The organism is Pusillimonas sp. ANT_WB101, from assembly GCF_008369125.1.
Classification (GTDB): domain Bacteria; phylum Pseudomonadota; class Gammaproteobacteria; order Burkholderiales; family Burkholderiaceae_B; genus Allopusillimonas.
Genome location: NZ_VOAY01000003.1, coordinates 49,688 through 66,104, shown reverse-complemented (window position 1 = coordinate 66,104; position 16,417 = coordinate 49,688). Strand labels below are relative to the sequence as shown.

Here is a 16,417-nt window from a genome sequence, read left to right as displayed (position 1 = left end):
GAGACGTGAAGAGGCCCGTGTGTGCCACCGCACAGACGAGAGTTTTGAGCATCGATAACCTGCTGGTATGTCGAGCCTTGTTTTGGTCGCCTAATGGATGTCACAAAAATAAGGACAAGGAATCCAAAATGAAATCCGATTCCAGCCAGCCAAAGACATCCGGTCCGACACCCCAAATAAAGCCTGATCTGGACGGCAGCATTAAAGACCTGTCTTTGCCGGAGATGGAGAAAAAACTGGAATCTTCACCAGACGGCCTCACGCAAGCCGAGGCGGCGAAGCGACTGGTTCAATATGGACCGAACGAAATCGAAGAAAAGAAAACCAGTTCACTTCTAAAGTTTTTGGGGTGCTTTTGGGGGCCGATCCCGTGGATGATCGAAGCGGCGGTGGTTCTTTCGGCCATTGCCAAGCATTGGCCCGACTTTGGCATCATTCTTTTGCTGCTGGTGGCCAACGCTGTGGTTGGTTTTTGGGAAGAGCACCAGGCAGGTAATGCCATCGAGGCGCTCAAGGCCAAGCTGGCGAGCAAGGCCCGCGTCATGCGAGACGGCAAGTGGGTTACGCCGGCATCGCGTGAGCTGGTGCCGGGTGACGTAATTCGCATGCGTCTAGGCGACATTGTGCCGGCTGATGCCCGTCTGCTGGATGGCGACGATGTGGAGGTCGATCAGTCTGCGCTCACGGGTGAGTCGTTGCCTACCACGCGCGCCAGCGGCGAGGCAGTGTTTTCCGGCTCGATCATTCGCCGTGGAGAAATCAGCGCATTGGTCTATGCCACAGGTGACAAAACCTACTTCGGCAAGACCGCGCGGCTGGTTCAGGAAGCGCACACGGTCAGTCATTTTCAAAAAGCTGTTTTAAAAATAGGCAATTATCTGATTGTCTTTGCAGTTGTTTTGGTGCTGTTGATCATTGGAGTGGCCGTCTACCGTGGTGACCCCCTACTTACCACCCTGCAGTTTGCCTTGGTGCTGACCGTAGCGGCGATTCCTGTCGCAATGCCGACGGTGTTGTCGGTCACGATGGCGGTTGGCGCTCGCTTGTTGGCCAAGAAAGAGGCGATTGTCAGCCGCCTGGTGGCGATTGAGGAGTTAGCGGGCGTAGACGTCTTATGCACCGACAAAACGGGTACCTTGACCCAAAATAAGCTGACGCTGGGCGATCCCTTTTGCATCAAGGATGCCAGCGCCGAGGATGTGGTCCTTTTCGGTGCGCTGGCGTCGCGCAAAGAAAACAACGACACCATTGATCTGGCTGTTCTAGCCGGCCTGAAAGATGCAAATGCATTGGACGGTTATCAGGTGCTGCATTTTCAGCCGTTCGATCCGGTGCACAAGCGCACCGAAGCCACCGTAAAGGATAAAGACGGAAAACAATTCAGATGCACCAAGGGCGCGCCGCAGGTGATTTTGGCGCTGATGGCCAATGCGAACGGCATAAAGGCGCAAGTCGACAAGGCGGTCAACGATTTCGCAGCACGCGGCTTTCGCGCGTTGGGTGTGGCGCGCTCAGATGGTCAAGGACCATGGCAGTTTGTTGGCGTGCTGCCGTTGTTTGATCCGCCAAGGGAAGACGCCAAGACAACGATCGCAACAGCAGAACAGATGGGCATCAAGGTCAAGATGGTGACCGGTGATGCACTGGCCATTGCCAAGGAAACTGCAAAAAAACTGGACATGGGAGCAAATATCCTGGATGCCGCCAGCCTGGGTGACCCCAAAACGTGGGAGAACAAGGAAGTGGCTGATTCCATCGAAAAAGCAGATGGATTTGCGCAAGTGTTTCCTGAACACAAGTTTCACGTCGTCGAGGTGTTGCAGAAGCGAGGGCATATCGTTGGCATGACGGGTGATGGGGTGAACGATGCTCCGGCGCTCAAGAAAGCTGACTGCGGCATCGCTGTATCAGGCGCGACCGACGCTGCACGAGCGGCTGCGGCCATCGTTCTGATGAAACCGGGCCTGTCGGTAATCATCGATGCGATCAAGGAAAGCCGCTGTATTTTTCAACGTATGAACAGCTATGCGATCTACCGCATCGCCGAAACCTTGCGGGTGCTGTTGTTCATCACGCTATCGATTCTGGTGTTTAACTTTTACCCACTGACGGCAGTGATGATTGTGATGCTCGCCTTGCTTAATGACGGCGCCATTCTTTCCATTGCTTATGACAATGTTCATTACAAAAACCAGCCTGAGGCATGGAATATGCGATTGGTTCTGGGGATCGCCACCGTGCTGGGCATCATCGGCCCGATCGCCGCATTTGGCCTGTTCTTCTTGGGCGACAGAGTATTTCATCTTGATCATCCACATCTCCAGACGCTCATGTACTTGATGCTGTCGGTAGCAGGACACCTTACGATTTTCCTGACACGGACCCGCGGTCCGTTCTGGTCTATTCGTCCAGCCAAGATACTTTGGGTCGCGGTACTCGGCACGCAAATTTCGGCCACTTTGATTGCAGTGTATGGGCTGTTCATGACACCGCTGGGCTGGGCGTGGGCCGGGTTGGTTTGGGGCTATGCGTTGATCTGGTTTTTGGTAAATGACGGGGTGAAGCTTCTCGCGTATCGAGTTTTAGATCCAATCAAAACAGAAGGAACAACATGACAAATCTACCTGAAGGGAAAATCGCATTTAGCCCGGATGTGCAGGAGTATGTGAAGACCAAGCGAGAGACGGTTGCTGTTGGCGCTACCAATTTCACCGATGTCTCGGCGGTGGTCTTGTCAGAAAAAGACATCGATGCGGGTGTGCTGGACCACATCCACTCACTTGGTTACGGCATCCCGATCTTTACAGTGTCAGATGAAGACCCAAGCACGACGCCGAGGATCAAAGGGCTGAGCGGTGTCATAGCCCGCGAGGCGATCAACTCAGAATACTTTGGGCGTATGGTCGAGGTTGCTGCGCAAAAGTTTGATCACGATGTTCTGCCTCCTTTTTTTCGCGCATTGGCGCAGTATGAACGCCAGGGTTATGCGCAGTTTGACTGCCCAGGTCACCAAGGTGGTCAATTCTTTCAGCGCCATCCTGCTGGCCGCCGCTTCTACGATTTTTACGGCGAAAATATCTTTCGTACCGACCTTTGCAATGCCGACGTGAAGTTGGGGGACCTTCTGATCCACGATGGGCCCGCAAAACAGGCCGAATTGCATGCGGCCAGGGTTTTTAACGCTGACTACACTTATCTGGTGTTAAACGGCACTTCCACATCGAACAAGATATGCCTTAACGCAGTTCTGACGCCTGGCGACCTTGTTCTGTTCGACCGTAACAATCACAAGTCAGTGCATCACGGTGCTTTGTTTCTGTCACAGGCCACGCCCATCTATCTGGAGACCGCGCGCAATGCCTACGGCCTTATCGGAGGCATAGATCAGCATTGTTTTGAAGAAAGCTATATTCGCGAGCGCATAGCACGGGTAGATCCCGCCAAAGCTCAGGCTGAACGCCCCATTCGGATGGCTGTTATCCAGTTGGGAACCTATGACGGAACCATTTACAACGCCCGTCAGGTCGTAGATCGAATCGGAAAACTTTGTGACTACATCCTGTTTGACAGTGCCTGGGTCGGGTATGAGCAGTTTATTCCTATCATGTCAGACTGCTCGCCACTGCTGCTGGACCTTACTGCAGATGATCCTGGAATTATCGTCACGCAAAGCGTACACAAACAACAGGCTGGTTTTTCGCAGGCATCGCAAATTCATAAGAAAGACGCCCACGTGCGAGGCCAGGCGCGTTACGTCAACGACGATCGATTTAATAATGCATACATGATGCATTACTCCACGAGCCCGTTTTATCCGCTATTTGCGTCTCTGGACGTGAACGCAAAAATGCATGCCGATGGCAGCGGCGAGAAACTGTGGGCTCATGCGCTACGAGTGGGCATCGAAGCACGGAAAATGATTCTTGAGCAGTGCTCGATGATTAAACCGTTTGTGCCCAAAAATGTTCACGGCCGTCCCTGGCAAGATGCGCCTACCGACGAGATCATGAACGATCGCGCTTACTTCGCGTTTGACCCGAACGACGACTGGCATGGATTCGAGGGCTATCAGAAAGGCCAGTATTTTGTAGACCCGAACAAGTTGCTGTTGACGACGCCAGGTCTAAAGCCCGAGACGTTTGAATACGAAGACTTTGGCATTCCTGCAAACATTTTGGCCAACTATCTGCGGGACAACAACGTTATCAATGAAAAAGCCGACCTGAACTCGATTTTATTTCTGATAACGCCTGCGGAATTGATCACCAAGATGCAAAATTTGGTGGCCACGCTTATCCGCTTTGAGGACGCCATCCAGTCAAATGCGCCTTTGGCCCAGGTGCTGCCTGGCATCTATGAACGCTATGCGAGTCGCTATCAAGGCTACGCTATCCGCCAGCTCTGTCAGGAGATGCACGATTTTTACAAAGAAAAGAACATCAAACAGATGCAAAAGGACTTATTCCGCGAGCGAAACTTCCCGCCCGTTCAGATGCCCGTCCACGAGGCGAACTGGCAGTTTCAGCGAGGCGAGGTGGATCTGGTGCCGTTGTCCGAAATTTCCGGGCGCACCTGCGCCGAAGGTGCGCTGCCTTATCCCCCGGGCATTATCTGTGTGATACCTGGGGAGCAATGGACTGACCTGGCTCGTGATTACTTTCTCACGCTTGAGGAGGGGATCAATAACTTGCCGGGTTTCGCTCCCGAACTGCAAGGCGTGCATTTAACAACTGAGCTCAATGGGCACATCCGTGCTTACGGCTATGTGCTGAAAAACCAGGGCAAGGGGTAAGACATGTCACACAAGACTGAAAACCGGATGGGCCTGGTTTCGCTCACTGTGATCACCATCATCAACATGATGGGCTCGGGCATTATTCTGCTGCCGGCTAATTTGGCCCAGGTTGGCAATATTTCGGTATTGTCATGGGTGGTGACGGCGATTGGGGCTATGTTGCTCGCCTATGGCTTTGCCCGGGCGGGTACCTATTCCAACCACCAGGGCGGCATGGGCGGGTATGCCGAGTATGCCCACGGCCGTTCCGGCAATTTCTTGACCAACTACACCTATTTTGTGTCACTGGCCATCGCCAATATCGCCATCGCTGTGACCACCGTAGGCTACGGCGCCACGCTTCTAAGCGTGAAACTGTCGCCGATTACAACTGGGTTGCTCACCATCGCCTGCCTGTGGTTGGCCTCGGTGCTCAATTTTGGTGGTCCAAAGATCACAGGCAAGATCGGTAACTTCACCATATGGGGCGTAATCATCCCAGTGGCGGGAATTGCAGTGATCGGCTGGTTCTGGTTTGATCCGCAACTCTATGCCAACGCCTGGAACCCTAAGGATATGCCTACGTTTCAGGCCTTAAGCGCTTCAATATCCATCACACTGTGGGCTTTTTTGGGTCTGGAGTCCGCCAGTGCTAACGCAGATACGGTGGACAACCCAAAGCGAAACGTACCCTTGGCGGTCTTGATAGCGACAGGGTTCACGGCAGTTCTCTATATTGCTTCGACCAGTGTCATCGCTGGCATCGTGCCAATCGACCAGCTTGCCAAGTCCAATGCGCCCTTTGGCCTGGTATTCACGCAAATTCTGGACCCGACGGTTGGCAAGATCGTGGTTGGCTTGATGGTCATCTCATGCTTTGGTTCCCTGCTGGGTTGGCAGTTCACCATTGCCGAGGTGGCGCGGTCATCCGCTGTAACGGGGTATTTTCTTCCGTTTTTCGCCAAAGCGACCGCATCCGGTGCGCCGATTATCGGTATTTGCGTGATCACTGGGGCCCAGACGCTGCTCTCCTTGCTGACCATCAGCCCCACGCTGAATGGACAGTTCACGACCTTGGTGAACCTGGCGGTGATGACTAACCTGATTCCGTATATTTTATCCATGTCCGCGCTCAGTTCCTTGCAGAGGGCGGAGAACGTGCAACCAGCTTCGGCGCGAACCGCCAACGTGGTTGCCTTTATTGCTGGCCTCTACAGCCTGTACGCGCTCTACGCAACGGGCACTCAGGCCATGTTGTATGGTGGCCTCGTTACCTTCGCAGGCTGGATGCTTTACAGCCTGGTAGCAGCAGGCCTCGATCACCGCCCCGTGCGCCAGCCCGGAGCGGGAGAAACGCCCGTCGTCGCTGGTTCAGGGGGACAGTTGACGGCCGTGGCTGCGGCTGCGGCCAGGGCACAGACGCCCAAACATGTGGAGCCAGGGATTTCGAGATAGTTTTGGCCTTGCGCACTTTAATGCAGGTCGGTATCAAGAGGGCCGCATCTGCGGGTTTTTATTGAGTCTCGAGCTGTTGGCACTCAGTTTAAAACCTCTAAAAATACGTAAATCTGGTGCTGACGAGCCTTGCGGCTCGCTATTGGCACTTACGTGCTTTTTCCGCTTCCGTCTGGGCCCTATGAACTTGATTTTTATGGGCCTTTATTAACGAAATGGGCTATGCATTTTTCAGGCATGGGCAGGCTAGTTTGTTCTTCGGTGTCGTGCAGGGCTGATAGCGCGATTGAAGATACGCTTACAAGTTTTTGATTTGATGACACTAGATGTTGTGGTTATACTCTTCTTTTCGCACCATATGTAGCGGGCCTGCATTAGCAGCGGATCAGCCTTGTAGCCCGGCCATGGCACCCGGTGCCACGTCAAATAGGCTAACAGCAAGTCAATAAACCAATAAATACGCCAACAAACCACCAACCAACAAACAAACACCAAGGTAATAAGCAGTGATCAAAAATATCGTCAAGCGTGATGGACGCATCGAACCTTATATCCCCAGCAAACTGAATGGCTGGGGCCGCTGGGCGGCAGCCAACCTGGGTAATAAAGTCGACTGGAGCAGCATTGTAATCCAGGCCGTCAGCACCATGCCCGATACGGTCCAAACCGCTGACCTTCAAGAAAAACTGATCCAGAATTGCCTCGATAAAGGCACCTGGAGCTATTACCTGATGGCAGGCAGGCTCTATGCCTCGCACCTGCACAAAACCATTCATGGTGCAGAGATCCCGACCGTTCAGGCGCTGCACGAAAAAATGATTGCCGACCAGGTTATGGTTCGCATGGATTACGACCAGTCGGAATACGATCTGGTCCAATCCTTTATCAACCATGAGCTAGATTACGACACCCCGCATTTTTCCCTGCACTATATTCGTAAGAAATATAGTCTGCAGAACCGCGTTACCCGGCAAGAATACGAAACCCAGCAATTTGTTTACATGCGCATGGCCATGGCCCTGTCCGAGAAGGAGCCCAAGGCGCAGCGTATGGAGCTGGTTCGGCGCTTTTATAACGAATTCGCCGCCAAACGCATCTCTGCCCCTACGCCCAACTACGTAAACCTGGGTACCAAGCTGCGTGGTTTCGCCTCGTGTTGCCTGTACGTTGTCGATGACAGCGAAGCATCTCTGGCCATTGGTGACCATATTGCTTACCGCATGACGGCTGCATCGGCCGGCATCGGCAGCCACCTCATCACCCGCAGCAAGGGCGATTCCGTGCGTGGTGGCCTCATCCAGCATCAGGGCAAGCTGCCCTATCTGGCTTCCCTGGGCAAGGCGGTACATGCCAACATGCAGGCAGGGCGGGGCGGTGCGTGCACCACTTACTACTCAGGTTTCGACCCCGAGGCCGAAATCATCGCCCACTTGCGCAACCCGCGCAGCACCGAAGACCGCAAAAACCGTGATCTGCATTACGCCCTGGTCACCAACAAGTTCTTCGCCGAGAAAGTTGCACGCAACGAAAGTGCTTTTTCATTCAACGTGCGCACGGCACCCCAGCTGACCCGGCTGTTTTTCAGCGCTGACACGGCGGCCTTCAAGCGCGAATACGAACGTCTGGAACAAGATCCGTCGTTCAAGAAAGAATATTTCAAGCCACGTGACCTGATCCTTACCTCTCTGAATGAAGCACTGGAAACCGGGGTCGCCTACCTGGCCAGTATTGATGAGATGAACCGTCATACGCCGTTCAAAGAAACCATTCACTCCAGTAACCTGTGCCTGGAGATCAGTGAGCCAAACTGGCCTTACCAAGATATGCGCGACCTGTACTCAGACAGCGAGGTCGGTTATGTCACGGTCGAGCTGGCCGACTCGTCGACCAAAACGTTTAACTTCAACGAACCGCTAACGCTCGCCGTACCCGGCTCAATGCTGCCCCGTGTGGTTTTTGCCGGCGAAGTTCAGGCAGGTGACACCATATTGTCTGAAGGGGCAAGCTATGAGGTCGTGCGTATCGTCGAGTTGCACAAAGAGCCTGAAATTGCGCTGTGCTCCCTGGGCGCAACGGCGTATGACTCCATCGACGAAAATGACGACGAGGCGTATCAAGAGGCCATGTATCTGTCACTCAAAATGATCGATTACTGCATCAATAATTCGCACTATGTGCTGCCGCACGTGGCCGTTACGGCCAAAGCGCGCATGAACGCGGGTGTGGGCTTGATGGGCGTGGCCGCGCATATGGCCAGAAAAGGTCTGACATACGACTCCAAAGAAGGCCGCGAAGAATTGCATCGGGTTGCCGAGCGCCATATGTATCATGCAATCCGGGCCTCGTTGCGCATCAGCAAAGAAAGAGGTTTGCCGCGCTGGATGCACAAGACCAAATGGCCCGAGGGCTGGTTGCCTATCGACACATACAATCGCAACGTAGACGAGTTGGGTGACTTCGAATACCGCTACGACTGGGAAGCGCTGCGCACCGAGATTATCCAGAACGGTGGTATCGGGCATTCTTGCCTGGTTGCCTACATGCCAGGTGAGTCATCCTCCAAGGCGTTGGGCAAGCCCAATTCCATCTACCCCGTCAGAGACACCACGCTCAACAAAACAGACGGTTCCGTCACCATCCGCTGGGCTGCACCCAACAGCGACGATGCCAACTGGAAATATCAGTCTGCCTGGGACATCTCCGAGGTAAACATGATCAAGGCCTATGCGGTATTTCAAAAGTTTACAGATCAGGCCATCTCCGCCGATTTGTGGCGCCGGATCAAGGACGACGACCTTATCGGCAGTAAAGAGTTGCTTAGCCACTACTTCGCAATGGTGAAGTACGGGATGAAAACCCGCTATTACTACAACTCAAATGTGGCGTCCGATAAGGGCCTGGACAATGCTGGCAGTCTTCAAGACCTGGAAGACGCGGCGTGCGAAGGTTGCACGATGTAGTGACCCGCCGCAGCGCAGCCAGCCCCCTTTTTTGGTGGCCCGGTTGCGGCAATCGCATTCGCATCTTTGCAGACATTTAATCGCTTTTACACGAACAATTACATGACCACCACACTACCAAGCAAAATCTTCAATACCGAAAAATCCGATTATGAGTTTCCGGAAATCATTCTCGGACAAGACCTGGGCCTGTTCGACACCATCAACAAGTCGTACCCAGAACTCTGGAAGCTCTACAAGACGCTGAAGAACCAAGACTGGGATGAAAACGAGTTCGACTATTCGACGTGCAATGTGCAGTTTAAAACCTGCGACAAGCACACCTATGACATGATGGTAAAAACGCTAGCCTGGCAGTGGGAAGCTGATAGCGTTGCGTCTCGTTCAATTGCTGCCGTGCTGGCACCGGTTTGTACCAGTGCGGAAGGCTGGGCCGGCTGGGTAGAAATTACCAGAAACGAGATCGTCCATGCAGCGACGTATTCTGAGATCGTGCGCAACAGCTTTGACAACCCGGACGACATCCTCAGCGAGATTTTGTCTGTCAAAGAGGCCATGAGCCGGCTTCATGTGGTGAGCAACGTCTTTAACAAGGCCTTCGAAACCAGCTACGATTATGCGCGCGGTAAGCGCGAAAACAATCAAGAAACCTACAACGATGTCTACATGTTTATCGTTGGCTTGCTGTGCATGGAGCGTATACAGTTTATGGCATCGTTTGCCGTAACCTTCGGCATCTGCGACGGTACGGGTCTATTCCAGCCTATCGGCAAAGCCGTTCAAAAAATTGCCCAGGATGAGTTCGAGATTCATGTGCAGTACGGCAAAGAGGTTCTGCGTGCCATGTTCAAGACCGAACGCGGTCGCACTGCCTTCGAACAATGCCGCGAAAAGATCATCGCCATGGTCTCCGAGGTAACTGCCAGCGAAATCGAATGGACAGATTACGCCTTCTCTGAAGGCCGTGAGCTTACCGGCGTGACCTGCCAGATGATGAAAGACTGGGTACATTTCAGCTCTACTGACGTAGCTCGGTTCTTTGGCATTGAGGACGAGATGCCCTTTCCCATCATCGAAGAGAACCCCCTGAAATACATGGAAAGCTGGTTGAACATGAGCAAAATCCAGGCATCCAACCAGGAAGAGGACACAGCCCAGTACAAAGTCGGCGTCATGCGGCGCGACGATCAGGACCAAGTCTTCGAAGTAGATTTCTAAACCCTGTCGGCCCCCATAAACTAAAACAAGGACTTCACCATGGCTGTAACCGTCTACTCCAAACCCAACTGCCCACAATGCGATCTCACCAAGCGTGACATGGATATTCTGGGAATCGAATATGAAACCATCGACATCACGCAGCAGCAAGACCACCTCGAGCGTCTGAGCAGCCTGGGCTTTCGCAGCGCGCCAGTCGTCGAGACCGATCAGGACACATGGTCGGGCTACGATGCCGCCAAGATCAAAGGCCTCGTCTCTTACGCCTGACAGTATCGTTTTAATTGGGCCGCTACCATGACGGCCCATCGAGATATAAAGCGACAGGCTGACTCCGTGTCAAAAGCCTAAACACACCCTGCAGGTATAAAGCCTCGCAGGGTGTTGCAATTTAATGGCAGTATCAGTCTCGCAGCACGGCACAGCGCAGCACAGCACGGTACCCTTTGGGTGCGGTCAGCGCGGGGTTTGCAGTTGTTCAATGTAGTGGCGGATGATCTCGCTCGGCGTTATCTGCCACGTCCGCCGTCTCGTCAACCAGGGCTTCCACCTTCATGCAACTTTCCCGTCGCCAACTACCATTCATCGCCGTGTTCGGCGGCGTTCTGGCCGTTTTGGCACCTGTACTCATTACTTATGCCCTGTTTACCGGCCCGGACACGCATGTCATTCATGTCGAGCCGTCTGACTTTGCGGCCGTTCTGGTCTTTGAGGAAGACGGGGAACGATGCATGAACTTCGAGCAGACACAAGACGATGGTCGTCAAACCTGTTTTGACCTGGCTGACCCCGATAAAATGGTGTTCGCCTATACGCGCATGATGACCACCGCTTTATTTGTGAGGCCAAACCCGCAGAACATATTAATTGTGGGTCTTGGCGGGGCGACCATCCCGCGTGCCTTTGCCAAAATACTTCCAGACGCGATTATTGACTCCGTTGAAATTGATCCCGCCGTCGTCCGCGTGGCAGAACGCTTTTTCGGGTACGAGCAGGGCCCACAACAACGTGTCTTTATCGAGGATGGCCGCGATTTTGTGGAGCGTGCCAGCCGGGAAGGCCGCAAGTACGACATGGTGATGCTGGACGCATTTGACGTGGATTACATTCCAGCCCACCTGCTTACGGTTGAGTTCCTGCATGTGGTGCGCACTATCCTCAGTCCGGATGGTGTTCTGGTGGCCAACACCTTTACCAATAGCCACATGTACGAGCAAGAGTCTGCGACCTATGCGGCTGTATTCGGTAATTTCTTTAACCTGCGCGAAGGCAATCGCGTGATCATCGCCACCCGGGGGGATCTGCCTGACGATCAGTCCCTTGCTCGCAACGCGGGTCATTTGGCAGAGACGCTGGCACCTTTCGGCATAAACGTGAACACCGGGCTCAAGCGGTTTTCACGAGCTCGCGACTGGAGTGAGGATGCCGCCGTCTTGATCGACGGGGCGTGATACGCACTGATGTCGTGCGCAGTACTAGCAGGCAGGTTTTTCGTTTGCGGGCAGAACGGCCGTGCCACAGGCGGAACACGGTGCCACCATAGGTAAGTTATTTGAAAAAAGCGTACAGTTAAGCTTTGCTTGTATGGCGCTGAGGCTTGCTCTATACGCAAATCAGAACAGTCATTGCACAATCAGAGAGGAGGGCAAAATGCTTAATTTGAAAAACCCGGGTTTATTTCGGCAACAGTGCTATATCAATGGCAAATGGTGCGACGCAGACAGTGGCGAAACCATAAACGTAACTAACCCCGCCACGGGTGAAGTCATAGGCACCATACCCAAAATGGGTGCAACCGAAACCCGGCGTGCCATTGAGGCGGCCGATGCAGCCTGGGCAGGCTGGCGCAGCAAAACGGCCAAAGAGCGTGCAAACATATTGCGCCGCTGGTTTGACCTGATGATGGCCAATGCCGACGACCTTGCCACCATCATGACGGTCGAGCAGGGCAAGCCACTGGCTGAATCCAAGGGCGAGATCGCCTATGGGGCCTCCTATTTTGAATGGTATGGCGAAGAGGGCAAACGCGCTTACGGTGATACCATTCCGGGCCCATCGCCCGACCGCCGTGTGGTCGTGATCAAAGAGCCTATAGGCGTATGCGCCGCCATTACCCCCTGGAACTTCCCCTCATCCATGATTACCCGCAAAGCGGGCGCAGCATTAGGGGCAGGCTGCCCCTTCGTGGTCAAGCCAGCAACAGCAACGCCATACTCTGCGTTGGCATTGGCCGTGCTTGCCGAAGAGGCGGGCGTGCCACCTGGCGTTTTCTCCATTTTGACCGGGTCGGCCAGCGCGATTGGCGGCGAAATGACCAGCAACCCTATTGTGCGCAAAATGACGTTTACCGGGTCCACTGAAGTGGGTCGAAAACTCATGGAGCAAACCGCCAGCACCATTAAGAAAGTGTCTATGGAGCTCGGGGGCAATGCGCCCTTTATCGTTTTTGATGATGCTGACCTAGATGCCGCGATCGAAGGGGCCATGGCGAGCAAGTACCGCAATACCGGGCAAACATGTGTTTGTGCCAACCGAATCTATGTTCACGAAGCGGTGTACGATGCTTTTGCGCAAAAGCTGGTTGCGGCCGTCAGCAAGCTAAAGATTGGCAACGGGCTCGAAGAAGGCGTTACACAAGGCCCTCTTATTGACGAAAATGCCGTGCGTAAAATCGAAGAGCACATCGCTGATGCGCTGGAAAAAGGCGGAAAAGTGCTTACAGGCGGCAAGGCTCATGCCTTGGGCGGTACTTTTTTCGAGCCGACCATCATGACTGACATCACGCCAGCCATGAAAGTAGCCAAAGAAGAAACCTTTGGCCCGCTGGCACCCCTGTTCCGCTTCAAAACAGACGAAGAAGTCATCAAACTCGCCAATGACACCGAGTTTGGTCTGGCTGCGTACTTCTACAGTCGCGACATCGGCCGAGTCTGGCGCGTGGGCGAGGCGCTTGAATACGGCATGGTCGGCATTAATACCGGCATCGTGTCCAATGAAGCTGCACCTTTTGGCGGCGTGAAGCAATCTGGCCTGGGGCGTGAAGGCTCCAAGTACGGGCTGGACGACTATCTTGTGGTCAAGTATCTGTGCATAGGGCTTTAAGGCGCGGTTAGCCCACAAACCAGTGTGAGACTGGCCCCGCAGTTTAAGGCGGGGCAGTTTTGCCACGGGCAGCACAAACCCACCGCAATGGCCTGAAACCATGGTTTCTGAGCGCGGTGGGTTTTCTTTTACGCTGCCAGCAAGCGGCAAGTCATGGCTGAGACGGGGGGCCAAAACCTCGATGCGTCTGCATATGCATACGTGCTTCTGCCTGCCACTGAAGGCCGGCTACCTCCTCTTTAAAAACCTCACGCTGACAGTCTATAAGATGTGGCTTTTTTGAGTATGGATCATGAGTTCTAGCCGTTCCCTCAATGCTCTTTATTTCTTACGGAAATAAGCATATCGTTTCTGCTTATATAATCAATGCATGATTATCGAAAGCATATTGGGCATGGTGGTGGGGCTCATCATGGGGCTCACCGGCGCGGGGGGCGGCATACTTGCCGTGCCTGCGCTCGTGCTTGTGCTTGGCACCGACATCAAGGTGGCTGCACCGGTCACCTTGGTCGCGGTGAGCCTGGCGGGTATTTTGGGCGCTATCGACGGCTTGCGCAGAGGCTGGGTTCGGTACAAGGCTGCCGCACTCATGTCCAGCATGGGGGCCGTAACGGCACCCTTAGGTGTAATGATTGCCAGACACCTGCCCTCTGCATGGCTCATGGTCATGTTTGCATGCATCATGGCCTTCGTGTCGTTTAGAAGCTACCAAAAGGCCCTACCGCGAAGCTCCACAATAGTCACCGAAAACCCAATCAAGCCCTGTATGGTTTCGCCTGAAACAGGACGCTTTGTCTGGAGCCCGCGCGTTGCGGCCACGATCGGCGCAATTGGCGCGACCTCAGGGCTGTTTACCGGCATGCTGGGCGTGGGTGGAGGCTTCATCATCGTGCCCGCCCTGCAAAAATTCAGTAATGTTGGCATACACAGTGTCGTTGCTACGTCGCTCATGGTTATCGCACTTATTTCAGGTGCTACCGTCGGCAACGCCCTGTTGTCCACACAGTTTCAATGGCCCGCAAACATGACTGCCTTTGTTGTTTTTGCCCTGGTCGGCATGTTGGTCGGCAGAGTGGCGTCGCCCCGTCTTTCGCCGCGATTACTGCAACTAGGTTTTGCTACGGTTTGTGCACTGGTCGCCATAACTGTGTTGGTAAAAACCGCAGCCGGTATCTGAAAAACAATGGTTAGACAGTTTTAATGACCGTTAAAAGTCTAAATACAACGCTATATGTCAACAATTGGAAAAGTTCAGCCTTAAACATAGACGAACTAGATAGGTGCTAGTAACGTGGCAAACGTTACCAAAGGTATTTATTGTCTATGAATGTACAAAATCGGTCTCGCGCCCATATTCTGGCAGTTGATGACAACCCCGAGCAGCTTCGAATTCTGGTAGAAATGCTACGCCAGAATGACTACCGCATTAGCGTGGCCTTCGACGGCGCACAGGGGTATGCACGCGCTCAGGCAAGCCTGCCCGACTTGATTTTGCTCGACATTCGTATGCCTAAAATGGACGGCTTTGCCGTTGCCCGACTTTTAAAGGCAGACCCTAAAACGCAGCACATTCCGATACTTATTCTGACTTCGAGTGTCGAACTGGAGCAGAGATTGCTCGGTTTACGCAGTGGCGCTGTCGATTACATCGTCAAGCCTTATCAGGCGGAGGAAGTGACGGAGCGTGTCAAGATCCACTTAGATCTGGCGCAACGTGCGGCGGTCAGCCGCGCTTCCGGTGGGCTAGCCGACCCAAATGATGCAACGAACAGCCAGGATGGTGGCAGCTTGCCTGCGTTTACAGACATCGCAGAAGCGGATTCGATCTTGACTGAGAGCCAGCTTGCTGCAGCCACCGGTGGCAAGGCCGGTGGGTTTAAATCAGCGCAAGACGCCATAAACCTTGAACGCGACCGTGTTCTGCTGCGTGCAGCCACCCAGATTATTCACGAACAGCTCATTGATCCACCTCGGTCGCCCGACATAGCCAAACAACTGGGCGTTTCAGAGCGCCGTTTGTTGCGGGCTTTTGAGCTGCGCCTGAATATGACCATGGCCGACTATATCCGTCAGCGACGCATGTTGCACGCAGAACACTTACTGTTGAATTCGTCGTTGAGTATGGTGGCCATTGCTGACGAGATCGGGGTGTCAAGTGCGGCGAATTTTTCTACGGCATTCAGAGAATATGCCGGAAAGTCTCCGTCTGAGTTTCGCAAAACAGCAAAGCTGAGTGGAACATAGCGTGACTGCACAGTAGCTGAAGAGATTTGAATAAATTTGACAGACGTAAGCTCAAAACGCCGAAATCAAAAGAATTCGTGCTGTTTTCAAAAGAAGATGCCCAGGCAATAGCTCAATATGTATCAAATAGAATCAATTTGAGAATTTAGTGTGACGAGCTTTCGATCTGAATATGTCTGGCTTAAGTGCATCATTGTGAAACATAAAAAGGATCGATTTATCTGTCCGCGGCGTGCTGTGATTAAGAATAAAAATGACTACACAAGAAACAACTACAACTAACAGCGCCAACCACAATTCCAAAGGCGATTTGTTGCTTGCAAGATATGCCCGTAACTGTATTGAGCAGCACTACGGAAAGCTTCAATCCCTGTCGGATCTGGCAGCTTTGCTGCGCACAGATCCAGCGCTTCTCGATTGTGCCGTACAAAAAGTGTGCGGGAAAAACGTCGCCTCATTACTGGCTGAAACGCGCTTTCTTGCGGCTCAGCGGCTTTTAGTTCAAAGTTCGCTCACCTTAAATGAGATTTCTGCAGCGGTAGGTTTTGAGCATACCTCTGAGTTTGCTGTCGCGTTTCATGACTACGTGGGGGTGAACCCATGGTCATTTCGACAGAGCCCTTATCACGAGATTATCCACGTTATACAGGGTGATATGTTTTGA

General features: G+C 53.3%; 11 protein-coding genes. All 11 read left to right on the top strand.

Annotated elements, in window-relative coordinates; translation table 11 throughout:
* Positions 1 to 128: 128 nt before the first annotated feature.
* Entirely contained in the window at positions 129 to 2,615 is a 2,487-nt protein-coding gene (locus tag FQ179_RS13055; RefSeq protein WP_223146264.1) for a plasma-membrane proton-efflux P-type ATPase, read from the top strand.
* Complete coding sequence (gene speC, locus FQ179_RS13050) at positions 2,612 to 4,792, top strand: ornithine decarboxylase (protein ID WP_149397771.1); 2,181 nt, start codon at positions 2,612 to 2,614, stop codon at positions 4,790 to 4,792. The genes FQ179_RS13055 and speC overlap by 4 nt, the downstream gene beginning before the upstream one ends.
* Positions 4,793 to 4,795: 3 nt before the next feature.
* Positions 4,796 to 6,229 carry a putrescine-ornithine antiporter gene (potE, locus tag FQ179_RS13045; protein ID WP_149397770.1) on the top strand — a complete coding sequence of 478 codons (1,434 nt, stop codon included), beginning with the start codon at positions 4,796 to 4,798 and terminating at the stop codon, positions 6,227 to 6,229.
* A gap of 506 nt (positions 6,230 to 6,735) precedes the next feature.
* Positions 6,736 to 9,189, top strand: coding sequence for a ribonucleoside-diphosphate reductase subunit alpha (locus tag FQ179_RS13040; protein WP_149397769.1), 2,454 nt, complete (start codon positions 6,736 to 6,738; stop codon positions 9,187 to 9,189).
* A 102-nt stretch (positions 9,190 to 9,291) separates the two neighbouring features.
* Positions 9,292 to 10,407, top strand: coding sequence for a ribonucleotide-diphosphate reductase subunit beta (locus FQ179_RS13035; protein ID WP_149397768.1), 1,116 nt, complete (start codon positions 9,292 to 9,294; stop codon positions 10,405 to 10,407).
* A gap of 39 nt (positions 10,408 to 10,446) precedes the next feature.
* On the top strand, positions 10,447 to 10,677 hold the full coding sequence (locus tag FQ179_RS13030; protein ID WP_149397767.1) for a glutaredoxin domain-containing protein: 231 nt from the start codon (positions 10,447 to 10,449) through the stop codon (positions 10,675 to 10,677).
* Positions 10,678 to 10,961: 284 nt separating this feature from the next.
* On the top strand, positions 10,962 to 11,858 hold the full coding sequence (locus tag FQ179_RS13025; RefSeq protein ID WP_149397766.1) for a spermidine synthase: 897 nt from the start codon (positions 10,962 to 10,964) through the stop codon (positions 11,856 to 11,858).
* Positions 11,859 to 12,057: 199 nt separating this feature from the next.
* On the top strand, positions 12,058 to 13,509 hold the full coding sequence (gene gabD / locus FQ179_RS13020; RefSeq protein WP_149397765.1) for an NADP-dependent succinate-semialdehyde dehydrogenase: 1,452 nt from the start codon (positions 12,058 to 12,060) through the stop codon (positions 13,507 to 13,509).
* Positions 13,510 to 13,879: 370 nt separating this feature from the next.
* Positions 13,880 to 14,686: a sulfite exporter TauE/SafE family protein gene (locus tag FQ179_RS13015; RefSeq protein WP_149397764.1), complete on the top strand. Its 807-nt coding sequence runs from the start codon at positions 13,880 to 13,882 to the stop codon at positions 14,684 to 14,686.
* Between the two features lie 146 nt (positions 14,687 to 14,832).
* A complete protein-coding gene (locus tag FQ179_RS13010; protein WP_149397763.1) occupies positions 14,833 to 15,753 on the top strand; it encodes a response regulator in 921 nt (306 codons plus the stop codon).
* A 253-nt stretch (positions 15,754 to 16,006) separates the two neighbouring features.
* Positions 16,007 to 16,417, top strand: coding sequence for an AraC family transcriptional regulator (locus tag FQ179_RS13005; RefSeq protein ID WP_149397762.1), 411 nt, complete (start codon positions 16,007 to 16,009; stop codon positions 16,415 to 16,417).